The sequence below is a fragment of the Pseudomonas sp. Tul2A7 genome (assembly GCF_054790505.1).
The window spans coordinates 1609230-1634290 of record NZ_CP186499.1 but is presented as its reverse complement, the minus strand read 5'-3'; the positions used below and the strand labels follow the sequence as shown (position 1 = coordinate 1634290).

Here is a 25061-nt window from a genome sequence, read left to right as displayed (position 1 = left end):
GGTTGAAGAGCCCGGTGGGCTTTTCCTCGTTGCTGAAAAAGGCGTCCCTCGCGGGCGCCTTTTTTGTGTCTGCGATTTGGCTGTCCGGCGCGCAGGCCTTTTGCCCGGCGCCTGCTGGTCTGACCAGCGTCGCCGTGCAGCGCGTGGTCGATGGCGACACGCTGCGCCTGAGCGATGGTCGCAGCGTACGCATGATCGGCCTCAACACGCCTGAACTGGGCAGGCAGGGCCGCAGCGACGAACCCTTCGCCGTGGCGGCACGCAAACGCCTGCAAGCGCTGGTCGATGCCAGCGGTGGACGCGTCGGATTGCTGCCCGGCAAGCAAGCCAAAGACCATTACGGGCGTACGCTCGCGCATGTTTACAGCGCCAGCGGCGCCAATCTCGAAGCGCAAATGCTCGCCGATGGTCTCGGTTTCCAGGTCGCGGTGGCGCCGAATGTCGATCTCGTCGCCTGCCTGCAAGCCGCCGAACGCAGCGCGCGAAACACCGGGCTGGGCCTTTGGCGGCAATCTCCTGTACTGAAAGCGGAGCAGATTCAGCGCTCGGGTTTCGCCGTGATCAGTGGGCGTGTGAGCAAGGTTCAGCGCAATCGAGGCGGAATCTGGATCGAGTTGCAGGATGCGCTTGTATTGCGCGTTGCACCCAATCTGGTCGGACAATTCGACAATGCCCATTTGCAGGCGCTGAAAGGCAAGCAGATCGAGGCTCGCGGCTGGATCGTTGATCGTTCCCGGCGCGGTGGATTGCAATCCGGTCAGTCGCGATGGCTACTTCCGTTGACGGATCCTTCAATGTTGCAAACGCCGCGCTGAAGAAAAATTGTAGACATTTTTTCTGTCGATTGTGAACAGTCCAGCCCTTGTGCGCCGTGGCTCTTGGCCCAAAGTCGTAGGGCAGGGCGCTTGACAGGGGTGACCGCTCAGTCTTGTGGGGACTTTGCGAGGCGCGTATCCTCGCTGACCAGTCTGTCCAACAGTAAAAAGCGGAATGCCAAAATGTCTGATCTGAAAACTGCCGCTCTCGAATATCATGCCAATCCTCGTCCAGGGAAGCTGAGTGTCGAGCTCACCAAGGCCACTGCTACCGCTCGCGACTTGTCGCTGGCCTACAGCCCCGGCGTAGCTGAACCAGTGCGTGAGATCGCTCGCGATCCTGAACTGGCCTACAAATACACCGGCAAGGGCAACCTGGTTGCAGTCATTTCCGATGGCACCGCGATTCTCGGTCTGGGCAACCTCGGCCCATTGGCCTCCAAGCCAGTGATGGAAGGTAAAGGCGTACTGTTCAAGCGCTTCGCCGGCATCGACGTTTTCGACATCGAAGTCGACTCCGAAAGCCCGCAAGCCTTCATCGACACTGTAAAACGCATTTCCATCACCTTCGGTGGCATCAACCTGGAAGACATCAAGGCGCCAGAGTGCTTTGAGATCGAACGTGCTCTGATCGAGCAGTGCGACATTCCGGTGTTCCACGATGACCAGCACGGCACCGCGATCGTGACCGCTGCGGGCATGATCAACGCCCTGGAAATCGCTGGCAAAACCCTGCCGGAAGCGAAGATTGTCTGCCTGGGCGCCGGTGCTGCCGCCATCTCCTGCATGAAATTGCTGGTGAGCATGGGCGCACGCATCGAAAACATCTTCATGGTTGACCGTACCGGCGTGATCCACTCCGGCCGTGACGACCTGAACCAATACAAAGCAGTATTCGCTCACGCAACCGACAAGCGCAGCCTGGCTGACGCACTGGCAGGCGCTGACGTGTTCGTCGGTCTGTCCGGCCCGAACCTGCTGAGCGCTGAAGGCCTGCTGTCGATGGCACCGAACCCGATCGTGTTCGCCTGCTCGAACCCGGATCCGGAAATCTCCCCGGAGCTGGCGCACGCTACCCGTAGCGACGTGATCATGGCCACCGGCCGTTCGGACTACCCGAACCAGGTCAACAACGTACTGGGCTTCCCGTTCATCTTCCGTGGTGCCCTGGACGTTCGCGCCAAGCGCATCAACGAAGAAATGAAAGTGGCTGCCGCCAACGCTCTGCGTGAACTGGCCAAGCTGCCAGTGCCACAGGACGTGTGCGATGCCTACGGCGGCGCGCCGCTGGAATTCGGTCGTGAGTACATCATTCCGAAGCCAATGGACAAGCGCCTGATCACCCTGATCTCCGACGCTGTGGCCAAGGCCGCGATCGAGACCGGTGTGGCGACCTTGCCGTATCCGAAGAACTACCCGCTGAAAAGCGTGGATGACGTGTTCAACGGCTAAGTCGTTGTAGCGCTTCAATTGAAAGCCCCGGCTCGTGAGAGTCGGGGCTTTTTTGTTTTCGGGAATTCTCAGGATCGCATTTCATATCGACAAGGGCCCTCACCCTAACCCTCTCCCAGGGGGAGAGGGGACTGATTGGGGGATGCTTGAGAGTTACGCCGACCTGAACGTGCTGTGTTGAATCCATAGGCGCTGATGCACTTTCGGTCGGTGTACCTCGCGAATCTGCCACGGTCAGTCCCCTCTCCCTATGGGAGAGGGCTAGGGTGAGGGGCTCTTGATCTTCAGCCACAAAAAAGCCCCGCTCTTCTCACGAAGGCGGGGCTTTTCAATACCGCTGGATCAGAACAAATCGATCGGCGCCTGCTCATCCGCCGGCAGCGGGCTGCCCGGCGCCGTGCCATTGCCCAGCTCATTCACCGACGGCGGTGTGTCCTCAGACTTGAACAGCTCGAAGTACGCGCCCGGTGTGCTCGGTGTAGCTGCACGGCCACTGACCGGATCCACACGCAGACTCAGCAAGCCTTCCGGCTCAGGCTGCACATGCGGCGGCTTGTCCTTCAGCGCCGCCGACATGTAGTTCATCCAGATCGGCAACGCCACCGTGCCACCGAACTCGCGACGACCGAGGCTTTCCGGCTGGTCGAAACCGGTCCAGACCGTGGTCACGTAATCGGCGTTGTAGCCGGAGAACCACGCATCTTTCGATTCGTTGGTGGTACCGGTTTTACCGGCGATATCGCTGCGGCCCATGGCCAGCGCGCGACGGCCAGTGCCGAGCTTGATCACGTCCTGCAACATGCTGTTGAGGATGTAGGTGGTACGACCGTCGACAATGCGCTCGGCCACGGCTGGTGCTTGCGGTACGGCAGCATTGCCCGGCGCTTCACCCGGAACCGGCGCGGCATTGACCGTGAACGACTCAGTGCTCGGCGCAGCGATACCGTCCGTCGCCGAACCACCCTGCGGCACGGTCGGCGGGTTGGCGACGAACAACGTGTCGCCATTGCGGCTTTCGATCTTGTCGATGATGTACGGGGTGATCTTGTAACCGCCGTTGGCGAACGTACTCCAACCGGTGGCGATCTCCATCGGCGTCAGCGTTGCGGTGCCCAGCGCCAGCGACAGGTTTGGCGGCAGATCCTGCTTGTTGAAGCCGAAACGGGTGATGTAGTCGATGGTTTTGCCCACGCCCATCGCTTGCAGCAAGCGGATCGACACCAGGTTGCGCGACTTGTACAGCGCCTCACGCAAGCGGATCGGGCCGAGGAAGGTGTTGGTGTCGTTCTTCGGACGCCAGACCTTGTCCAGGTACTCGTCGACGAACACGATTGGCGCATCGTTGACCAGCGTGGCAGCGGTGTAGCCGCTGTCCAGCGCAGCGCTGTAGACGAACGGCTTAAAGCTCGAGCCCGGCTGACGCTTGGCCTGCATGGCACGGTTGTAGTTGCTCTGTTCGAAGGCGAAACCGCCGACCAGCGAGCGAATCGCGCCGTTCTGCGGATCCAGCGAAACCAGCGCACCTTGTGCCTGCGGGATCTGGCTGAACTTCAGCGAATTGTCTTTCTGACGCTGCACACGAACCAGATCGCCGACCTGCGCGACATCCGACGGCTGACGCGGATTGGCGCCCATGCTGTTGGTGTTGAGGAACGGACGCGCCCATTTCATGGTGTCCCAGGCAACGTGCTCCTCCCCGGTGCGGGTCAGCACTTGCAGGCCGTTCTTGTCGACCTGGGTGACGATGACCGGCTCGAGACTGCTGATGGTGCGTTGTTTGGTCAGCTCACTGGCCCACGCTTCGCGCGTCTTGCCTGGCAGGCGCGACTCGGGGCCGCGGTAGCCGTGACGCTGGTCGTAGGTCATCAAACCTTCGTGCAGCGCGGTATTGGCCATTTCCTGCAGATTGCTCGGCACCGTGGTGGTGACGCGGAAACCTTCCGTATAGGCATCGCTGCCGTAGCGGCCGACCATTTCGGCACGGGCCATTTCGGCGATGTACGGCGCGTTCACTTCCGGGGTCGGCACGTGATAGCTGGCGTTCAGCGGCTCATTGATGGCGGCGGTGTAGTCCGCTTCGCTGATCTTGCCGAGCTTGTACATGCGCCCGAGGATCCAGTCGCGGCGTTCTTTACTGCGCGCCGGGTTGGCCAGCGGGTTGAAGCGCGACGGGGCTTTCGGCAGGCCGGCGATCATCGCCATCTGCGCCAGGCTGACATCACGGATCGACTTGCCGTAATACACCTGCGCCGCCGCCTCGATGCCGTAGGCGCGGTTACCCAGATAGATCTTGTTCACGTACAGCTCAAGGATTTCATCCTTGGTCAGCTGTCGTTCGATCTGCAGGGCCAGCAGAATTTCGGTGGTTTTGCGCGAGAAGCTGCGTTCGCTGGTCAGGAAGAAGTTCTTCGCCACCTGCATGGTGATGGTGCTGCCGCCGGACTGAATGTGGCCGCTTTTGACCAATTGGGTCGCCGCACGCATCAGGCTGCTCGGATCGACGCCATAGTGGTTGGCGAAGTTGTCGTCTTCAGCACTTAGTAACGCATTAATGAAATTGGGGGGAATGTCGGCGAAACGGATCGGTGTACGGCGCATTTCGCCAAATTCTGCGATCAACTTGTTGTCGCTGGAGTAGACCCGCAGTGGAATCTGCAACTGAATGCTTCGCAGAGCCTCCACAGAGGGCAAACCCGGACTAAGGTAAAGAAACGCGCCGCTGAGACCTAAAAGCAGTCCGCAGAAAACGGCGACGATGGACCAACCGAAAAATTTCAGCAGACGAATCAAGGCGTTTGAACATCCAGGGCAAAGAATGAATTTGGCGACGGGGTTCCGGCTACACACAGAACCATCCGCGCTTGCAGTAAAAAGCGGAAAAAAACGCTGGGCATTATAAGCACTTTTCTGCTGGGGGCGTCATTTGCGCTTCTGTCAAGACGGGGTGAAGGAACGCAATGCGTATTACAGAGTCCGTAACTCACGGAAAGTCATAGGGAATTGGTAGTGCTGGGACTCTTCAATAAAAAGACCAGAACGTTACTGGGGATCGACATCAGCTCCACGTCAGTGAAGCTGCTGGAACTGAGCCGTCAGGGTGACCGCTACCGGGTCGAGGCGTACGCGGTAGAGCCATTGCCGGTCAACGCCGTGGTCGAAAAGAACATCGCCGAGCTTGAAGGCGTCGGTCAGGCCCTGAGCCGCGTGCTGGTCAAGGCGCGTACCGGTCTCAAGAGCGTGGCGGTGGCAGTGGCCGGTTCCGCCGTGATCACCAAGGTCATCGAAATGGACGCCGGGCTGTCCGACGATGAACTGGAAAACCAGCTCAAGATCGAAGCCGACCAATACATTCCCTACCCGCTGGACGAAGTCGCCATCGACTTTGAAGTCCAGGGCGTATCACCGCGCAATCCCGAGCGGGTCAACGTGTTGCTCGCCGCCTGTCGCAAGGAAAACGTCGAAGTCCGTGAAGCGGCGCTGGCTCTCGCCGGGCTGACCGCGCGGGTGGTCGATGTCGAGGCTTATGCGCTGGAGCGTTCGTTCGGCTTGCTGGCAACGCAACTGGCGGCCTCTCAGGAGCGCTTGACCGTGGCGGTGGTCGACATCGGCGCGACCATGACCACCCTCAGCGTCCTGCACAACGGCAAGATCATCTATACCCGCGAGCAACTGTTCGGGGGGCGGCAATTGACCGAAGAAATCCAGCGGCGTTATGGCCTGACCCTCGAGCAGGCGGGGCTGGCGAAAAAGCAGGGCGGTCTGCCCGATGATTACATCAGTGAGGTCTTGCAGCCGTTCCGTGAGGCGCTGGTGCAGCAGGTCTCACGCTCATTGCAGTTCTTCTTCGCCTCCGGGCAATACAACGCCGTCGATCACATTCTGCTCGCCGGTGGCACGGCGTCAGTGCCTGGGCTGGACCGGCTGATCGAGCAACGCCTGAACACGCCGACGCAGGTGGCCAACCCGTTTTCCAATATGGCCTTGAGCAGCAAGGTCAACGCCGGTGCGCTGGCCAGCGATGCGCCGGCGCTGATGATTGCCTGCGGGCTCGCGCTCAGGAGTTTCGACTGATGGCGCGGATCAACCTATTACCCTGGCGCGAGGAGCGTCGCGAAGAACGGCGCAAGCGCTTCCTGCTGGCCTTGATCGGCGTGGTAGTCGGCTCGGTCGGCGCGGTGCTGATTGCCGACCAGATCATCAGTGCGGCGATTACGCGGCAAGTGGCGCGCAATGATTACATCGGCAAGCAGATCGCTGTGGTCGACGAGCGGATCAAACAGATCAGCGATCTCAAGGCCCGGCGTCAGCAACTGGTCGAGCGCATGCGAATCATCCAGGACTTGCAGGGCAACCGGCAGATCAGCGGCCGAATCTTCGATCAATTGGCACGCACGCTGCCTGACGGGGTGTATTTCACCGATGTGAAGATGGCCGGCAAAACCCTGTCGATCAGTGGCGCCGCAGAGTCCAACAACCGCGTCTCGGACCTGATGCGCAATCTGGAGGCGTCGGACTGGTTTGATGCGCCGAGTCTCAACGAAGTCAAGGCGACGACCGCTGGCCAGGTGGACCAGACCAACACGTTTGAACTGACCGTACGGCAGACCCAGCCGCAAGCTGTGGAGGACGACCAATGAAGCCGTCCGAATGGCTTGAAAGTTTGCGCGACATCGATTTCAACGATCTCGACACCAGCAACATCGGTTCGTGGCCGGCGGCGGTGAAATTTATCGCCGGAGCGCTGTTGATGGTGCTGGTGTTGGCGCTTGGCTATAACTTTTTCATCAGTGACATGGAAAATCAGCTCGACCTCAAACGTGAGGAAGAGATCACCCTCAAAGAGCAGTTCGCCAGCAAGGCGCGCCTGTCAGCCAATCTTGAGCTGTACACCCAGCAAATGAAGGAAATGGAAAATACCTTCGGCGTGCTGTTGCGCCAATTGCCCAGTGACACCGAAGTGCCGGGGCTGCTCGAAGACATCACCCGTACCGGTCTGGGCAGTGGTCTGGAGTTCGAAGAAATCAAACTGCTGCCGGAGGTCACCCAGCAGTTCTACATAGAACTGCCGATTCAGATCACCGTCACCGGCGCCTATCACGATCTCGCCACCTTCGTCAGCGGCGTGGCTGGACTGCCGCGCATCGTTACCCTGCATGATTTCGAACTCGCTCCTGCCGATAAAGAGGGCGGGCCGAAGTTACGCATGAGCATACTTGCCAAGACCTACCGCTATAACGACAAGGGGCTGCAGAAATGAGCCCGATTCGTTGTATCGCGTTGTCGATGACGCTGCTCGCGTTGAACGGTTGTGGTGGCAGCGATGACTTCGGTGACCTTGATGCCTACTTGAATGAAGTGCGCCTGCGCCCGGCAGGCAAGATTGAACCAACCCCGACATTTCGGTCTTACCCAACATTCACGTACAGCGCTGCCAACCTGCGCAGTCCGTTCTCGCGCCAGGTGCGCGTCGATCTGGCCGGGCAGAAGCACGGCTCGCGCAACGTCAAGCCCGACCCCAACCGGGTCAAGCAATACCTCGAAGGTTTCAACATCGAGCAGTTCGAGATGGTTGGCACGATCTCCAATGTTTCCGGCTCCTTTGCGTTGTTGCGCGGTGCTGGCGGCGTACATCGGTTAAAAGTCGGCGATTACCTGGGGCGCAACGACGGTCGCATCGTCGCCATCAGCGCCACCCAAGTCGATGTCGTCGAAATCGTGCCCGACGGCGAAGGCGCCTGGCTGGAGCGTCCGCGCACCATTCCTTTGAAAGAGCACTCATAGTGGAAGTCGAATAATGAACAGGATTTTCTCCACCCTCGGTTTTTCGCTATGGATAGCGCTGATGTCGCCGATGGTATTCGCGGCCAATCTGAAGACGCTCGATGTGGCGGCGTTGCCAGGTGATCGCGTCGAACTGAAGTTGTCGTTCGACGCGCCGCCGCCGCAACCCAAGGGCTACACCACCGAATCACCGGCGCGGATTGCCCTGGACCTGCCTGGTGTCGCCAGTCAGTTAGCCAGCAAGAACCTTGATCTGGGCAGCGGCAATGCGCGCACCGCTACGGTGGTCGAGGCCAAGGACCGCACGCGGCTGATCGTCAGTCTCACGCAACTGGCGCCTTATAACACGCGGGTCGAGGGCAATAATCTGTTCGTGGTGGTGGGGCAGGGTGCGCCAGCGGCTGCGCCGCGACCGGCAGCCGTGGCGCCGCGCCCGGCCATGGCGGCAGCCGTGCGTGCCAAGGCGTTCGTGCCGAAAAATCGCGCCATTCGCGGCGTGGATTTTCAGCGCGGTACAGCCGGCGAAGGCAATGTCGTCATCGATCTGTCCGACCCGACCATTGCCCCGGATATCCAGGAACATGACGGCAAGATCATCCTCAGCTTTGCCCGCACGCAATTGCCAGACAAGTTGCGGGTGCGCCTCGACGTCAAGGATTTTGCTACTCCGGTGCAGTTCGTCAACGCCGGAGTGACCGCTGATCGCACGGTTATTACTGTCGAACCCAGCGGCACCTACGAGTACTCCACCTTCCAGACCGACAACAAGCTGACCGTCAGCATCCGCCCGATGACCGTCGATGACCTGCAGAAACGTAATGCTGACCGTCAGGCGTACGTTGGCGAAAAGCTCTCGCTGAACTTTCAGGACATTGATGTGCGCTCGGTGCTGCAACTGATCGCCGACTTTACCAATCTCAATCTGGTCGCCAGCGATACCGTGCAGGGCGGCATCACCTTGCGCCTGCAAAACGTGCCGTGGGATCAGGCGCTGGATCTGGTGCTGAAAACCAAAGGTCTGGATAAGCGCAAGATCGGCAACGTGCTGCTGGTGGCTCCCGCCGATGAAATCGCTGCCCGCGAGCGTCAGGAACTCGAGTCGCAGAAGCAGATTGCCGAACTGGCACCGTTGCGCCGCGAACTGCTGCAAGTGAACTACGCCAAGGCGGCGGACATCGCCAAGCTGTTCCAGTCGGTGACCAGTGCCGAGGCTAAAATCGATGAACGTGGTTCGATTACCGTCGATGAGCGAACCAACAACATCATTGCCTACCAGACTCAGGATCGTCTCGACGAACTGCGGCGGATCGTGGCGCAGCTGGATATTCCGGTGCGTCAGGTGATGATCGAGGCGCGAATTGTCGAGGCTAACGTCGATTACGACAAAAGCCTCGGCGTGCGCTGGGGCGGCTCGATCCAGAACAAGGGCAACTGGAACACGTCCGGCGTCAGCAATGGCACGTCGACCACCATCGGTACGCCGGGCGGCACCAGCACCAACTCGCCGTTCGTCGACATGGGCACAGTGGGCAATACCTCAGGGATTGGCATTGCCTTCATTACCGACAACGTGCTGCTCGATCTTGAGCTGACCGCAATGGAGAAGACTGGCAACGGCGAAATCGTCTCGCAGCCGAAAGTGGTCACCTCCGACAAGGAAACCGCAAAAATCCTCAAAGGCACTGAGATTCCGTATCAGGAAGCCAGCTCCAGCGGAGCCACGTCGGTGTCGTTCAAGGAGGCATCGCTGTCGCTGGAAGTCACGCCGCAGATCACCCCCGACAATCGCATCATCATGGAGGTCAAGGTCACCAAGGACGAACCGGATTACCTGAACAAAGTGCAGGATGTACCGCCAATCAAGAAGAACGAGGTCAACGCCAAGGTGCTGGTCAATGATGGTGAAACCATCGTGATTGGCGGTGTTTTCTCAAATACTCAAAGCAAGGTCGTAGATAAGGTGCCATTTCTTGGCGATGTGCCGTATCTTGGCCGCCTTTTCCGGCGTGATGTGGTTTCGGAGAAAAAATCCGAGCTGCTGGTATTTCTCACACCACGTATCATGAATAACCAGGCGATTGCTGTGAGTCGTTGATTCTGTGCGAAATTTGATTCTTGTAGGACCGATGGGCGCTGGCAAAAGCACCATCGGCCGGTTGCTGGCCAAAGAGCTGCGCCTGCCGTTCAAAGATTCCGACAAGGAAATTGAACTGCGCACGGGCGCCAATATCCCGTGGATCTTCGACAAGGAAGGCGAACCCGGCTTTCGTGACCGTGAGCAGGCGATGATCGCCGAGCTGTGCGCGTTCGATGGCGTGGTGTTGGCGACCGGCGGTGGCGCCGTCATGCGCGATGCCAATCGCAAGGCCCTGCATGAGGGTGGGCGAGTGGTGTATCTGCACGCCTCCGTTGAACAGCAGGTCGGCCGTACGTCTCGCGACCGCAATCGGCCATTGCTGCGCACCGCCAATCCGGAGAAAACCCTGCGCGACCTGCTGGCGATTCGTGATCCTCTCTATCGGGAAATCGCCGATCTGGTAGTGGAAACCGACGAACGGCCACCACGCATGGTGGTGCTCGACATTCTCGATCGTCTGGCGCAGCTGCCTCCCCGTTAAAGCATCGCTCGAAATGCGCTATCCTCGGCGTCCTGTCACAGCCCGCCGAGGTTGTGGCGGATGGCGTGCGAGCGGCGTCATACCCGTTACAGGCCGCAGACAACCAATAATTCAGGGCAGGACGCCTGCTTCCATCTTCACTGTGGGGACACATGCAGACACTCAAGGTCGATCTAGGCGAGCGCAGCTACCCGATTCATATTGGCGAAGGTTTGTTGGATCAGCCGGAACTGCTGGCTCCGCATATTCACGGGCGGCAGGTGGCAATCATCTCCAACGAGACCGTTGCGCCGCTCTATCTTGAGCGTCTGACCCGCAGCCTGGCGCAGTTCTCGGTGATCTCCGTGGTGCTGCCGGACGGCGAAGCCTTCAAGAACTGGGAAACCCTGCAACTGATCTTCGACGGTCTGCTGACCGCCCGTCATGACCGCCGCACCACCGTGATCGCCCTCGGCGGCGGTGTGATCGGCGACATGGCCGGCTTCGCCGCGGCCTGCTACCAGCGCGGTGTCGACTTTATCCAGATTCCTACTACGTTGCTGTCCCAGGTCGATTCGTCGGTGGGCGGCAAGACCGGCATCAATCATCCGTTGGGCAAGAACATGGTCGGCGCGTTCTATCAGCCGAACGTGGTGCTGATCGATACAGCGTCCCTGAAAACCCTGCCAGAGCGCGAGCTGTCCGCCGGTCTGGCCGAAGTCATCAAATACGGGCTTATCTGTGACGAGCCGTTCCTGACCTGGCTCGAAGAAAACGTCGATGCCCTGCGTGCGCTCGACCAGAAAGCCCTGACTTACGCGATCGAGCGCTCCTGCGCAGCCAAGGCTGCGGTGGTCGGCGCCGATGAGAAAGAAACCGGCGTACGTGCCACGCTCAACCTCGGCCACACCTTCGGCCACGCCATCGAGACCCACATGGGCTATGGTGTCTGGCTGCACGGTGAGGCCGTCGCGGCTGGCACCGTAATGGCGCTGGAAATGTCCGCGCGCCTGGGCTGGATCAGCGAACAGGAGCGTGATCGCGGCATTCGTCTGTTCCAGCGAGCCGGTCTGCCGGTGATCCCGCCGACGGAAATGACCGAAGCGGATTTCCTGGAACACATGGCAATTGATAAAAAAGTGATCGACGGTCGTCTGCGCCTGGTGCTGCTGCGCCGGATGGGCGAAGCGGTAGTGACCGACGATTATCCGAAAGAGGTTCTACAGGCCACGCTGGGAGCGGATTACCGCGCCCTGGCTCAGCTTAAAGGTTAATAAGATTCCGATGACTAGTTTGCATGCCGACGAGGCGTTCCTCGGCCATTTCCAGTTAAGCCACGACCCGTTCGCGCCGCGTGTGCCGGGCTTCAAGTTCTTCCCGGCTCAGCGCAAACCGGTGCTGGGTCAATTGCATCATCTGGCGCGCTATAGCCAATTGCTACTTGTGGTCACTGGTCCGCAAGGCAGTGGTAAAACCCTGCTGCGTCAGGCGCTGGTCGCCAGCACCAACAAGCAATCGGTGCAGAGCGTGGTGGTTTCCGCGCGTGGCGCCGGTGATGCTGCTGGCGTGTTGCGTCAGGTCGCGCAGGCGCTGAACGTCGCTCAGGCCGACGTTGGCGCGATTCTGGACCAGGTTGTGCAACTCGCGCTGACCGGCCAGGAAGTCTATCTGCTGGTGGATGACGCCGAGCAGCTTGATGAATCCGCCCTCGAAGCGCTGATGGCGCTGGGTGCCGGCGCTCCGGAAGGTCGCCCGCATGTGTTCCTGTTCGGTGAGTCGTCGCTGATCGCTCAACTCGAGGCTTTGCACCTCGAAGAAGAGCGTTTCCACGTCATCGAATTGCAGCCGTACACGGAAGAAGAGACCCGCGAATATCTCGACCAACGGCTCGAAGGAGCAGGCCGCGGTGTCGAACTTTTCACCGCGGATCAGATCTCTGATATTCACGAAAGTGCCGAGGGTTGGCCGGGCAACATCAACCAGGTCGCTCGCGATGCTCTGATCGAAGTCATGATTGCCAGCCGCTCTGCGGTCAAGCGTCCAAGTATGGGGTTCAACATGCCGAAGAAACACGTATTGGCGATTTCCGCCGTCGTTGTGGTCGCGGTCGCCGCCGCCTGGCTGATGCCGGGTCGCAACAAGGCGCCAACCACCGGCGCACCGGCCAATGAACAGGCACAGTTGCCGTTGGGCCAGGGCGCAGCCAATGGCGGCGCGCCGAACGTCGAATTCGCCGGTAATACGCAGCCGATGCCGCTGCCGTTGGTCGGCAACTCGCAACCGGTGATGCGCGGTCCGTTGGCCGAAGCGGCCGGTGGCATTACCGAAGGCGACGATGGCGTGCCGCTGGAAGGTTCCAGCGACACCCCGCCAACCGTGACCACTTCGGCGCCACCCGCGGGTGTTCCGGCAGGTCCTGCGCCAACACCGGTTCCTGTCCCGGCAGCCAAGCCGACCCCTGCGCCAACTCAGGTTGCCACCGCCAAGCCTGCTCCAGCAGCGCCAGCAGCGAAACCGGCTCCGGCACCAGCCAAACCTGTTGCAGCCGCGAAACCGGCCGAGAAGCCGGTTACTGTCGCCAAAGCGGCCGGTGGCAGCTGGTACGCCGGTCAGCCGACCGGTAACTACGTGGTGCAGATTCTCGGCACCAGCTCGGAAGCTGCCGCGCAAAGCTTCGTCAAGGAGCAGGGTGGTGAGTACCGTTATTTCAAGAAAGTCCTCAACGGCAAGCCGCTTTACGTGATCACCTACGGCAACTTTGCCAATCGTGATGCGGCCGTTTCTGCCATCAAGGCCTTGCCAGCGAAGGTTCAGGCTGGTAAACCTTGGCCTCGCACTGTCGCCAGCGTCCAACAGGAACTGGCAACAACTCGCTGAAGATTCGGCGGCCTTACCCAGGCCGCCTCTCCAAGCACCTCAAAATTTCTACGAGTGCGCGCCGCCTTCACAGGCCGCGTGCCTTGTGGTGTCTGCGTCACAGTAGTCTTTGAGTCGTTGCGGTCAAAATTAAAAAAGTTTTGACTAGCACAGCAGATCGCTTTAAACCTTTCACAAATGCGACATGAATTTGCGACATTTCGTCGTCAAATTTGTGAGCCTCTGTGTCGCTGTGTACAATGACCACCCTTTTGCCCCTGCTAAGCCGGCGTACGTTCGGCGCGGGATGCAAGTGGTTGAATTGAAAAGAAATTTGCCTCGAAGAGAGGCAGCCTGGTGAGAAAGTGTCTATGAAAGCAGGTCTGTACCAACCAGATGAATTCAAGGATAACTGCGGTTTCGGCCTGATAGCCCATATGCAGGGCGAGCCCAGTCATACCCTTTTGCAAACGGCCATCGAGGCCCTGACCTGCATGACCCACCGCGGTGGGATTAATGCCGACGGCAAGACCGGTGACGGTTGCGGTCTGCTGATTCAGAAGCCTGACGCGTTCCTGCGAGCCATTGCCCAGGAAACCTTCAGCGTCGAACTGCCCAAGCAATATGCGGTGGGCATGGTTTTCTTCAACCAGGATCCGGTCAAGGCCGAAGCCGCTCGCGAGAACATGAACCGCGAGATCCTCGCTGAAGGTCTGCAACTGATCGGCTGGCGCAAAGTGCCGATCGACACCAGCGTCCTCGGCCGCCTGGCCCTTGAGCGCCTGCCGCAGATCGAGCAGGTGTACATCGGCGGCGAAGGCCTGAGCGATCAGGACATGGCCGTGAAGCTGTTCAGTGCGCGTCGTCGTTCGTCGGTGGCCAACGCCGTCGACTCCGACCACTACATCTGCAGCTTTTCGCACAAGACCATCATCTATAAAGGCCTGATGATGCCGGCTGATCTGGCGGCGTTCTATCCAGATTTGAGTGACGAGCGTCTGCAAACCGCGATCTGCGTGTTCCACCAGCGCTTCTCCACCAACACCCTGCCGAAATGGCCGCTGGCGCAGCCATTCCGCTTCCTCGCCCACAACGGCGAGATCAACACCATTACCGGTAACCGTAACTGGGCGCAGGCCCGTCGGACCAAGTTCACCAACGATCTGATGGATCTGGAAGAACTCGGCCCGCTGGTCAACCGTGTCGGTTCCGACTCATCGAGCATGGACAACATGCTCGAGCTGATGGTCACCGGTGGCATCGACCTGTTCCGTGGTGTGCGGATGATCATTCCGCCTGCGTGGCAGAACGTCGAAACCATGGACCCGGATCTGCGTGCGTTCTACGAGTACAACTCGATGCACATGGAACCGTGGGACGGCCCGGCTGGCGTAGTAATGACCGACGGTCGTTACGCGGTATGCCTGCTCGACCGTAACGGTCTGCGTCCGGCACGCTGGGTCACCACAACCAACGGTTTCATCACCCTCGCCTCGGAAATCGGCGTGTGGGACTACAAGCCTGAAGACGTGATTGCCAAGGGCCGTGTCGGCCCGGGCCAGATCTTCGCGGTGGACACCGAAACCGGGCAGATCCTCGACACCGATGCGATCGACAACCGTCTGAAATCCCGTCATCCGTACAAGCAATGGCTGCGCAAGAATGCCCTGCGCATTCAGGCGACCATGGAAGACAACGATCACGGGTCGGCGTTTTACGACGTCGATCAGCTCAAGCAATACATGAAGATGTATCAGGTCACGTTCGAAGAGCGCGATCAGGTCCTGCGTCCGCTCGGCGAGCAAGGCTACGAAGCCGTGGGCTCGATGGGCGACGACACGCCGATGGCCGTGCTCTCGCAGCGCGTGCGCACGCCGTACGACTATTTCCGTCAGCAGTTCGCGCAGGTCACCAACCCGCCGATCGACCCGCTGCGTGAAGCCATCGTGATGTCGCTGGAAATCTGCCTCGGTGCCGAGCGCAACATTTTCCAGGAGTCGCCGGAACACGCTTCGCGCGTGATCCTCAGCTCGCCGGTCATTTCCCCGGCCAAGTGGCGCTCGCTGATGAACCTCGACCGTCCGGGTTTCGAGCGGCAGATCATCGACCTCAACTACGACGAAAGCGTTGGCCTCGAAGCGGCGATCCGCAACGTTGCCGATCAGGCTGAAGAAGCCGTGCGCGCCGGTCGTACCCAGATCGTTCTGAGCGACCGTCATATCGCCCCGGGCAAGCTGCCGATCCACGCCTCGCTGGCGACCGGTGCGGTGCACCACCGTCTGACCGAAAAAGGCCTGCGTTGCGATTCCAACATCCTCGTTGAAACCGCAACCGCCCGTGACCCGCATCACTTCGCCGTGCTGATCGGTTTCGGTGCCTCGGCGGTGTATCCGTTCCTCGCGTACGAAGTGCTGGGCGACCTGATCCGTACCGGTGAAGTGCTGGGCGACCTCTATGAGGTGTTCAAGAACTACCGCAAAGGCATCACCAAAGGTCTGCTGAAGATCCTCTCGAAGATGGGCATTTCGACCATCGCTTCGTACCGCGGTGCGCAGTTGTTCGAAGCCATCGGTCTGTCCGAAGAAGTGTGTGACCTGAGCTTCCGTGGCGTGCCGAGCCGCATCAAGGGTGCGCGTTTCGTCGACATCGAAGCCGAGCAGAAGGCACTTGCCACCGAAGCCTGGAGTCCGCGCAAGCCGATCCAGCAGGGCGGTCTGCTGAAGTTCGTCCACGGTGGTGAATATCACGCGTACAACCCGGACGTGGTCAACACCCTGCAAGCCGCGGTGCAGCAGGGCGACTACGCCAAGTTCAAGGAATACACATCGCTGGTGGACAACCGTCCGGTGTCGATGATCCGCGACCTGTTCAAGGTCAAGACCCTCGACACGCCGCTGGACATCAGTGAAATCGAGCCGCTGGAATCTGTGCTCAAGCGCTTCGACTCCGCCGGTATCTCGCTGGGCGCCTTGTCGCCGGAAGCTCACGAAGCCCTGGCCGAAGCCATGAACCGCCTCGGTGCGCGTTCCAACTCCGGCGAAGGTGGTGAAGACCCGGCGCGTTACGGCACCATCAAGAGTTCGAAAATCAAGCAGGTAGCGACTGGCCGTTTCGGTGTAACCCCGGAATACCTGGTCAACGCCGAAGTGCTGCAGATCAAGGTCGCGCAAGGCGCCAAGCCGGGCGAGGGCGGGCAACTGCCGGGCGGTAAAGTCAACGGTCTGATCGCCAAGCTGCGTTACGCAGTGCCGGGCGTAACCCTGATTTCGCCGCCGCCGCACCACGACATCTACTCGATCGAAGACTTGTCGCAGCTGATTTTTGACCTGAAGCAGGTCAACCCGAAGGCACTGGTTTCGGTCAAATTGGTTGCTGAAGCAGGCGTCGGCACCATCGCCGCCGGTGTGGCCAAAGCCTATGCGGACTTGATCACCATCTCCGGCTACGACGGTGGCACCGGTGCTTCGCCGCTGACCTCGATCAAGTACGCCGGCGCGCCGTGGGAACTCGGCCTCGCTGAAACCCACCAGACCCTGCGCGGCAACGACCTGCGCGGCAAAGTCCGGGTGCAGACCGACGGCGGCCTGAAAACCGGCCTCGACGTGATCAAGGCGGCGATTCTCGGCGCCGAAAGCTTCGGCTTCGGTACCGCGCCAATGATCGCGCTGGGCTGCAAATACCTGCGTATCTGCCACCTGAACAACTGCGCCACCGGCGTTGCGACGCAGAACGAGAAACTGCGCAAGGATCACTACATCGGTACCGTCGACATGGTGGTGAATTTCTTCACCTACGTCGCCGAAGAAACCCGTGAGTGGCTGGCCAAGCTCGGCGTGCGCTCCCTCGAAGAGCTGATCGGTCGTACCGATCTGCTGGAAATCCTCGAAGGCCAGACCGCCAAGCAAAACCACCTGGACCTGACGCCGCTGTTGGGCAGCGATCACATCCCGGCGGACAAGCCACAGTTCTGCGGCGTAGAGCGCAACCCGCCGTTCGACCAAGGCCTGCTGGCCGAGAAGATGGTCGAGATGGCCTCGTCGGCGATCAACGACATGAGCGGCGCCGAGTTCGATCTGGACATCTGCAACTGCGACCGTTCGATCGGCGCGCGGATCTCCGGCGAAATCGCCCGTAAGCACGGCAACCAGGGCATGGCGAAAGCGCCGATCACCTTCCGCTTCAAAGGCACTGCCGGGCAGAGCTTCGGCGTGTGGAACGCCGGCGGTCTGAACATGTACCTCGAAGGCGACGCCAACGACTACGTCGGCAAAGGCATGACCGGTGGCAAGCTGACCATCGTGCCGCCGAAGGGAAGCGTTTATAAGACTCAGGAAAGCGCCATCATCGGCAACACCTGCCTGTACGGCGCTACTGGCGGCAAGCTGTTCGCCGCCGGCACCGCAGGCGAGCGTTTCGCCGTGCGTAACTCCGGTGCCCACACGGTTGTGGAAGGCACTGGCGATCACTGCTGTGAGTACATGACCGGTGGTTTCGTCTGCGTTCTGGGCAAGACCGGTTACAACTTCGGCTCTGGCATGACCGGTGGTTTCGCCTACGTGCTCGATCAGGACAACACCTTCGTTGACCGGGTCAACCACGAACTGGTGGAAATCCAGCGGATCAGCGGCGAAGCGATGGAGGCTTATCGCAGCCACCTGCAAAACGTGCTGAACGAGTACGTCGCGGAAACCGACAGCGAGTGGGGTCGTGAACTCGCCGAAAACCTCGATGACTACCTGCGCCGTTTCTGGCTGGTCAAGCCGAAGGCTGCCAACCTGAAATCGTTGCTTTCCAGCACTCGTGCCAACCCGCAGTGATATGCGCCTGAAGAGTTTGATGAGGTTTTAACAATGGCTGAACGTCTGAATAACGACTTCCAGTTCATCGATGTCGGGCGCAAAGATCCGAAGAAGAAACTGTTGCGTCAACGCAAGAAAGAGTTCGTCGAGATCTACGAACCGTTCAAACCCCAGCAGTCGGCCGACCAGGCCCACCGCTGCCTGGGTTGCGGCAACCCGTATTGCGAATGGAAGTGCCCGGTGCACAACTTCATTCCCAACTGGTTGAAGCTGGTAGCCGAGGGCAACATCCTTCAGGCCGCCGAACTGTCGCACCAGACCAACACCCTGCCGGAAGTCTGCGGCCGGGTGTGCCCGCAGGATCGTCTGTGCGAGGGTGCCTGCACCCTTAACGACGGCTTCGGCGCGGTGACCATCGGTTCGGTCGAGAAGTACATCACCGACACCGCGTTCGCCATGGGCTGGCGCCCGGACATGTCCAAGGTCAAACCGACCGGCAAGCGTGTCGCGATCATTGGCGCGGGCCCGGCGGGTCTGGGTTGTGCCGACGTGCTGGTACGCGGCGGCGTGACCCCGGTGGTGTTCGACAAGAACCCGGAAATCGGTGGTTTGCTGACCTTCGGCATCCCCGAGTTCAAGCTGGAAAAGACCGTGCTGAGCAATCGTCGCGAAGTCTTCACCGGCATGGGCATCGAGTTCCGTCTCAATACCGAAGTCGGCAAAGACGTGACCATGGAACAACTGCTCGCCGAATACGATGCGGTGTTCATGGGCATGGGCACCTACACCTACATGAAGGGTGGTTTTGCCGGTGAAGATCTGCCGGGTGTTTATGACGCGCTGGACTTCCTGATCGCCAACGTCAACCGCAACCTGGGCTTTGAAAAGTCGCCGGAAGATTTCGTCGACATGAAAGGCAAGAAGGTTGTGGTACTCGGCGGCGGCGACACGGCGATGGACTGCAACCGCACGTCGATTCGTCAGGGCGCCAAGTCGGTGACCTGCGCTTATCGTCGTGACGAAGCGAACATGCCCGGCTCGCGCAAAGAGGTGAAGAACGCCAAGGAAGAAGGCGTGAAATTCCTCTACAACCGCCAGCCGATCGCCATCGTCGGTGAAGACAAGGTCGAAGGCGTGAAAGTGGTCGAGACCCGTCTCGGCGAACCGGACGCCCGTGGCCGTCGCAGCCCTGAGCCGATTCCGGGCTCCGAAGAGATCATCCCGGCCGACGCCGTGGTCATCGCGTTCGGTTTCCGCCCGAGCCCAGCACCGTGGTTCGAACAGTTCGAGATCCAGACCGACAGCCAGGGCCGCGTCGTTGCGCCTGAGCAAGGTCAGTACAAGCACCAGACCAGCAATCCGAAAATCTTCGCCGGTGGCGACATGGTGCGCGGTTCGGATCTGGTGGTGACGGCGATCTTCGAAGGCCGCAATGCCGCCGAAGGGATCCTCGATTACCTGGGCGTCTAAAAAACAACGCAATCCCTTGTAGGAGTGAGCCTGCTCGCGATGGCGGTAGATCAGTCACCTGATGCATTGACTGATACTCCGCTATCGCGAGCAGGCTCACTCCTACAGTTGTTTTGTGTTGCTGCAAAAATCTGCATTCCAACGCAATAAATTGACCCGATAGACAAAAGGCTGACCTGCATCCGTGCCTTTTGCGTCGCGCTCTGAGAAAATGCCCGCACTTTTTTTCCGGATGCCGACATGACTGCCCTGAAGAACGACCGTTTCCTCCGCGCCCTGCTCAAGCAACCCGTAGACGTCACCCCGGTGTGGATGATGCGTCAGGCCGGCCGCTACTTGCCGGAATACCGCGCCAGCCGCGCCCACGCCGGTGATTTCATGAGCCTGTGCATGAATCCGGAATTCGCCTGCGAAGTCACGATGCAACCGCTCGACCGCTATCCACAACTGGACGCGGCGATCCTGTTTTCCGACATCCTCACCATCCCCGATGCCATGGGCCAAGGCCTGTACTTCGAGACCGGTGAAGGTCCACGCTTCAAGAAAGTCGTCAGCACCCTGGCCGACATCGAGGCCCTGCCGATCCCGGATCCGCACAAAGACCTTGGCTACGTGATGGACGCGGTGAGCACCATCCGTCGCGAGCTGAACGGTCGTGTGCCGCTGATCGGTTTCTCCGGCAGCCCGTGGACCTTGGCGACCTACATGGTCGAAGGCGGCTCGTCGAAAGACTTCCGCAAGACCAAGGCGATGCTCTACGACAACCCGCAAGCCATGCACCTGCTGCTGGATAAACTGGCGCAGTCGGTGACCTCGTACCTCAACGGCCAGATCATGGCGGGTGCGCAAGCGGTGCAGATTTTCGATACCTGGGGCGGCAACCTGTCGGCGGCGGCGTATCAGGAGTTCTCGCTGGCTTACATGAAGAAAATCGTCAGCGGCCTGATCCGCGAGCACGACGGGCGCAAAGTACCGGTGATCCTGTTCACCAAAAACGGCGGCCTGTGGCTGGAAAGCATCGCTGACGCTGGCGCTGACGCACTGGGTCTGGACTGGACCTGCGACATCGGCAACGCCCGCGCCCGTGTTGGCGACAAGGTTGCCCTGCAAGGCAACATGGACCCAACCGTGCTCTACGCAAAACCGGAAGCGATCCGCACTGAAGTCGGGCGCATTCTGGCCAGCTACGGCAAGGGCAGTGGTCACGTGTTCAACCTCGGCCATGGCATCACGCCTGAGGTTGATCCGGAGCACGCCGGTGCGTTCCTGCGCGCGGTGCATGAATTGTCGGCGCAGTATCACGAGTGATCGTCGCCCAATAGAAAACGCCCGGCTTATGCCGGGCGTTTTTATTTCCACGATTCAATGTCGGACACAGATCAATTGTAGGAGTGAGCCTGCTCGCGATAGCGGTGAGCCAGTTGCCTAATATGTTGGCTGACACACCGCTATCGCGAGCAGGCTCACTCCTACATGGGTTACGCGTCAGGCTTTGACACCGCTGAGAGGCGGCAACTTCGCCAGCTTCAATGCGACCAGCAGCGCGATCAGCAACAGCGCGCCAATAAACAGGCCGATGCCATTCCAGCCGCCGAGATGCCAGAACACCCCGCCTGCCGTGCCGGCAATGCTCGACCCGGCGTAATAGCTGAACAGATACAACGACGACGCTTGCCCCTTGGCCTTGATCGCGCGGCGGCCGATCCAGCTACTCGCCACCGAATGCGCGCCAAAGAAGCCAAAGGTGAAAATCAACATGCCGACAATCACCAACAGCAACGGCGTAAACATCGTCAGCGCAAGCCCGGCAAACATCAGCGCAATGGTCGCCCACAATACTTTGCGTCGCCCCAGCTTATCCGCCAGCGAGCCAATCTTCGCCGAGCTGTAGATCCCCGACAGATACACCACCGACAGCAAGCCCACGAACACCTGATCGAGGTTGTACGGCGCGGCCAGCAAGCGATAACCGATGTAGTTGAACAGCGTGACGAACGCGCCCATCAACAGGAACGCTTCAAGAAACAGCAGCGGCAGCCCGGCATCGCGAAAGTGCATAGTGAAACCGTCGAGCAGGCTGCGCGGGTGCAATGAGCGCGCACGGAAGTTGCGCGACTCCGGAAGAATCTTCCAGAACACGGCCGCTGCAATCATCGCCAGACCGCCGATCACCAGCATAGCTGTGTGCCAGCTGACGAAGTCGATCAACACGCCGGTGATCAAGCGCCCGCTCATCCCGCCAATCGCGTTGCCGCCTATGTACAAGCCCATCGCCAGGCCGATGTGTTGCGGATGGATCTCCTCGCTCAGATAGGTCATTGCCACCGCTGCCAGACCGCTCAGCGACAGCCCGATCAGCGCGCGCATGATCAGCACGCCTTCCCAACTCGGCATCATCGCACTGGCCATGGTGCACAGCGCTGCGGCGAACAGCGCAGTCACCATCACCGGTTTGCGCCCGACCCGATCGGAAATCGGCCCGGTGATCAGCAGGCCGATGGCGAGCATGCCGGTGGCGACCGAAAGGATCAGGCTGCTCTGCGCCGCGTTGATTCCGTACTCGTGGGACAGCAGCGGCATCATCGGCTGTACGCAGTAGAGCAGGGCAAACGTCGCGAAGCCGCCGCTGAACAGCGCCAATACCGTGCGCAAGAACATCGGCGTGCCTTTTTCGATGTAGATCTCTTGCAACTCGGCGATTACATCGTCAGCCGCAGCAGGCGGGATTTCATGGGCAAGGGGCGCGACAGCAGTTTTCACTTCAGACCTCGGAGGGCACGGCCAGGCAGGCAATGAAAAAATCATATAGCTGGCTAATGTTTCTATCCAATATATTGTTCGACCTGTTTGATAGCTTTAACGACCTAATGAGGTTTCCATGGAATTGCGTCATCTGCGCTACTTCATCGCCGTCGCCGAAGAGCTGCATTTTGGCCGCGCCGCACAAGTGCTGGGGATTTCTCAGCCACCGCTGAGCCAGCAGATTCAGGCGCTGGAGCAAGAGGTTGGCGCGCGGCTGTTCGAACGGACCAATCGTCGGGTTGAGTTGAGTGAGGCGGGGCGATTGTTTCTGGAAGAGGCGCGGCTGGTGCTGGCGCAGGTTGATAAAGCAGCGGACGTCGCCCGGCGTGCGCAGCTCGGTGAACTGGGCGAGTTGAAGATTGGCTTCACCTCGTCGGCGCCGTTCAACTCGACCATTCCCCAGGCGATTTTTTCCTTTCGCCAGCGTTTTCCGGCGGTGCACCTCAACCTTCGCGAGATGAGTAGCACGCAAGTCGCCGAGGGTCTGGTGGATGAGTCGATCGAAGTTGGCATCATGCGCCCGCTGGGTTTACCGGATTCGCTGAGTGTTGTGGAGTTGATGCGTGAGCCGCTGGTCGCCGTGCTCGGCTCCAAACATCCATTGGCGCAGGGCAGTGAAGAAGGGCTGTTCCTCTCGGCGCTGGCACTGGAGCCGTTTGTGTTCTTTCCGCGCAGCTACGGCAGCGGGCTGTATGCGCAATTGCTGAGTCTGGCGCGTGATGCCGGGTTCAGCCCGCACTTCGCCCAAGAGGCGGGGGAGGCGATGACCATCATCGGTCTGGTCGCAGCAGGGCTTGGAGTTTCGGTGCTGCCGGCGTCTTATCAGCGGATGCGCATCGACGGCGTGGTCTACCGACCGTTGCTCGATCCGGAAGCGGTGTCTGCGGTGTGGCTGGTGCAGCGCAAGGATCAGAAATCGCCGATGGCCAAGGCTTTCGTAGATTTGCTCACGCGCAAGGTCGAACCTTCAAAGGCGTGATTGCTGCGCAATCAAATCGCGAGCAGGCTCGCTCCCACCTTGGAATGCGTTCCCCTGTGGGAGCGAGCCTGCTCGCGAAGGCATCCGCTCAATCAACACAATGTTCAGGGCAACCGCACCAAATCCCCCTTCAACGCCACCCGCGTGACAAATATCCCCGCCCGGCACTCGTACGTATTCAAATCCTTGCGCACATGCTGGTCGTAATAGCTGACGATATTGACCACCGCATTCGCCCCGACCCGCTTGGCATCGGCCTGCAACTTGATCAGATTCGACTGCAACACCCACTCGCAGGAGTTGTGGTCACTCTTGTTGAAGCCGTTGGTCTTCAAATCACTGACCACTCCACGGCGTAACAACTGCTGAGTCCCCTGCGGCCCATTACCGAGCAGATAGAACTTCACACTGCCATCCAGCCGCCCGGCGCGAAGCGCATCCGACAGTACGGTTTCGAAAGGCATGTACATCAGGTTGGTAGCGTGGCTGGCGTTGGGCAGTAGCGCGAAAAGTGCGACGACGATCACGGCTTTCACTTGCATGGTCATCTCCTTGACGGTGAAAGAGAACCGCGAGTGCAGGGCTGATGGGCTCGCTGTTCCACCAGGCGCGGTGCGACGGCCTGTCAGGACGAGTGTAGATGCTGAAACAACAAAGGGCGCCGAATGGCGCCCTTTGTTGTTTCTACAATCCCATCAATCCACGTGCGCCAAATCTCCACGCAACGCCACGCTCGACACCACCATCCCCGCGCGGCACTGGAATTTCTCGGTGTCCTTGTACAGATCACGCTGGTCGACGCTGGCGATGTTGATCACCGCGTTGGCGTCGGCTTTCTTCGCGGCATTCTGCAAGGTGGCCAAGGCCGATTGCAGGGCCCAGAAGCAGGCGTCTTCGTCGGACTTGTTCGAGCCGTTGGTTTTGCGGCTGCTGCTCACGGTGTCGAGTTTACGCACCTGTTTTGGCAGGGTTTCACCGGCCAGGTAGAACTTCACGCTGCCGTCGAGCAGGCCGGCGTCGGTGGCGCGTTTGACGCCTTCACGGAAGCTCAGGTAGGTCGGCTCGTCGGCGCCTTGTTTGACGATGCCCAGGTCGTTGACGAACTCGATGTCCGGGTTGATCGACAGCTCTTTGAGCACGTTGTCGCGCAGGCGGTTTACCCAGCGGTTGTAGTTTCCGTGGATCTTGCCGTCCTTGGCATCGAGGCCGTAGCTGCTGCGGTAGTCGATTTCGAACGAGGTCGGGGTGAACGGAATGTCGACTTCGGCGTGATGACGACCGCGTACGGTGATCGCCGCTTTGATCATGCCCGGACGTACCGATTGCACGACCCACTGGCGATCATTCAGCGCGGTAACGATGGCGCGGCTCATCTGTTGCTGGGTGAAACCGAGGTTCGGCGAGAACTCTTCCTTGGCGTTGTAAACCGGTTTGCTGGTGCAGCCGCCGAGCACAAAAGCCAGTGCCAACAGAGCGGCGATGCGGTGAAACTGAGTCATTCCCTTCACTC

At 60.0% G+C, this 25061-nt stretch carries 18 protein-coding genes; 14 read left to right on the top strand and 4 right to left on the bottom strand.

The window, feature by feature from the left end:
• The first annotated feature begins 14 nt into the window (after nt 1-14).
• Entirely contained in the window at nt 15-815 is an 801-nt protein-coding gene (locus ACOYXJ_RS07315; protein ID WP_460368703.1) for a thermonuclease family protein, read from the top strand.
• A 183-nt stretch (nt 816-998) separates the two neighbouring features.
• A complete protein-coding gene (locus ACOYXJ_RS07310; RefSeq protein WP_095120727.1) occupies nt 999-2267 on the top strand; it encodes a malic enzyme-like NAD(P)-binding protein in 1269 nt (422 codons plus the stop codon).
• Nucleotides 2268-2609: 342 nt separating this feature from the next.
• Here the strand turns inward: ACOYXJ_RS07310 and ACOYXJ_RS07305 are convergent, their stop codons facing one another.
• Complete coding sequence (locus ACOYXJ_RS07305) at nt 2610-5054, bottom strand: penicillin-binding protein 1A (RefSeq protein ID WP_460373098.1); 2445 nt, start codon at nt 5052-5054, stop codon at nt 2610-2612.
• Nucleotides 5055-5273: 219 nt separating this feature from the next.
• Between ACOYXJ_RS07305 and ACOYXJ_RS07300 the strand changes: the two genes are divergently transcribed.
• The 11 genes from ACOYXJ_RS07300 to hemE all read left to right on the top strand — a co-directional run bounded on the left by ACOYXJ_RS07300 (nt 5274) and on the right by hemE (nt 21078).
• A complete protein-coding gene (locus ACOYXJ_RS07300; RefSeq protein ID WP_460368700.1) occupies nt 5274-6338 on the top strand; it encodes a pilus assembly protein PilM in 1065 nt (354 codons plus the stop codon).
• Nucleotides 6338-6904 carry a PilN domain-containing protein gene (locus ACOYXJ_RS07295; protein ID WP_095120724.1) on the top strand — a complete coding sequence of 189 codons (567 nt, stop codon included), beginning with the start codon at nt 6338-6340 and terminating at the stop codon, nt 6902-6904. Before ACOYXJ_RS07300 ends, ACOYXJ_RS07295 begins: the two co-directional genes overlap by 1 nt.
• A complete protein-coding gene (gene pilO / locus ACOYXJ_RS07290) occupies nt 6901-7524 on the top strand; it encodes a type 4a pilus biogenesis protein PilO (protein ID WP_150707956.1) in 624 nt (207 codons plus the stop codon). Before ACOYXJ_RS07295 ends, pilO begins: the two co-directional genes overlap by 4 nt.
• The gene (locus ACOYXJ_RS07285) at nt 7521-8048 is read left to right on the top strand and encodes a pilus assembly protein PilP (protein ID WP_095120722.1); all 528 of its coding nucleotides are present in this window, start codon (nt 7521-7523) and stop codon (nt 8046-8048) included. The genes pilO and ACOYXJ_RS07285 overlap by 4 nt, the downstream gene beginning before the upstream one ends.
• A gap of 13 nt (nt 8049-8061) precedes the next feature.
• Nucleotides 8062-10143: a type IV pilus secretin PilQ gene (gene pilQ, locus ACOYXJ_RS07280; RefSeq protein ID WP_460368697.1), complete on the top strand. Its 2082-nt coding sequence runs from the start codon at nt 8062-8064 to the stop codon at nt 10141-10143.
• A 4-nt stretch (nt 10144-10147) separates the two neighbouring features.
• Nucleotides 10148-10666: a shikimate kinase AroK gene (gene aroK / locus ACOYXJ_RS07275; RefSeq protein WP_011332081.1), complete on the top strand. Its 519-nt coding sequence runs from the start codon at nt 10148-10150 to the stop codon at nt 10664-10666.
• A gap of 152 nt (nt 10667-10818) precedes the next feature.
• Nucleotides 10819-11919, top strand: a complete 1101-nt coding sequence (aroB, locus tag ACOYXJ_RS07270) for a 3-dehydroquinate synthase (protein WP_095120720.1) — start codon at nt 10819-10821, stop codon at nt 11917-11919.
• Nucleotides 11920-11929: 10 nt separating this feature from the next.
• A complete protein-coding gene (locus ACOYXJ_RS07265) occupies nt 11930-13522 on the top strand; it encodes an AAA family ATPase (RefSeq protein ID WP_460368694.1) in 1593 nt (530 codons plus the stop codon).
• 350 nt (nt 13523-13872) lie between these two features.
• Entirely contained in the window at nt 13873-18318 is a 4446-nt protein-coding gene (gltB, locus tag ACOYXJ_RS07260) for a glutamate synthase large subunit (protein ID WP_150692974.1), read from the top strand.
• Nucleotides 18319-18351: 33 nt separating this feature from the next.
• Entirely contained in the window at nt 18352-19770 is a 1419-nt protein-coding gene (locus tag ACOYXJ_RS07255) for an FAD-dependent oxidoreductase (RefSeq protein WP_007909438.1), read from the top strand.
• A gap of 240 nt (nt 19771-20010) precedes the next feature.
• The gene (hemE, locus tag ACOYXJ_RS07250) at nt 20011-21078 is read left to right on the top strand and encodes a uroporphyrinogen decarboxylase (protein WP_038360078.1); all 1068 of its coding nucleotides are present in this window, start codon (nt 20011-20013) and stop codon (nt 21076-21078) included.
• Between the two features lie 177 nt (nt 21079-21255).
• On the opposite strand, the gene ACOYXJ_RS07245 is transcribed toward hemE, so the two are convergent.
• Nucleotides 21256-22530 (bottom strand): MFS transporter, encoded by a 1275-nt coding sequence (locus tag ACOYXJ_RS07245; RefSeq protein ID WP_460368692.1) that lies wholly within the window; start codon nt 22528-22530, stop codon nt 21256-21258.
• Nucleotides 22531-22648: 118 nt separating this feature from the next.
• Between ACOYXJ_RS07245 and ACOYXJ_RS07240 the strand changes: the two genes are divergently transcribed.
• Nucleotides 22649-23551 (top strand): LysR family transcriptional regulator, encoded by a 903-nt coding sequence (locus ACOYXJ_RS07240; protein ID WP_016983863.1) that lies wholly within the window; start codon nt 22649-22651, stop codon nt 23549-23551.
• A gap of 104 nt (nt 23552-23655) precedes the next feature.
• Here the strand turns inward: ACOYXJ_RS07240 and ACOYXJ_RS07235 are convergent, their stop codons facing one another.
• Together ACOYXJ_RS07235 and ACOYXJ_RS07230 are read right to left on the bottom strand one after the other, a co-directional pair.
• Nucleotides 23656-24093, bottom strand: coding sequence for an excinuclease (locus tag ACOYXJ_RS07235; protein WP_460368690.1), 438 nt, complete (start codon nt 24091-24093; stop codon nt 23656-23658).
• A 153-nt stretch (nt 24094-24246) separates the two neighbouring features.
• A complete protein-coding gene (locus ACOYXJ_RS07230; protein ID WP_277760276.1) occupies nt 24247-25050 on the bottom strand; it encodes a hypothetical protein in 804 nt (267 codons plus the stop codon).
• Nucleotides 25051-25061: the final 11 nt, after the last annotated feature.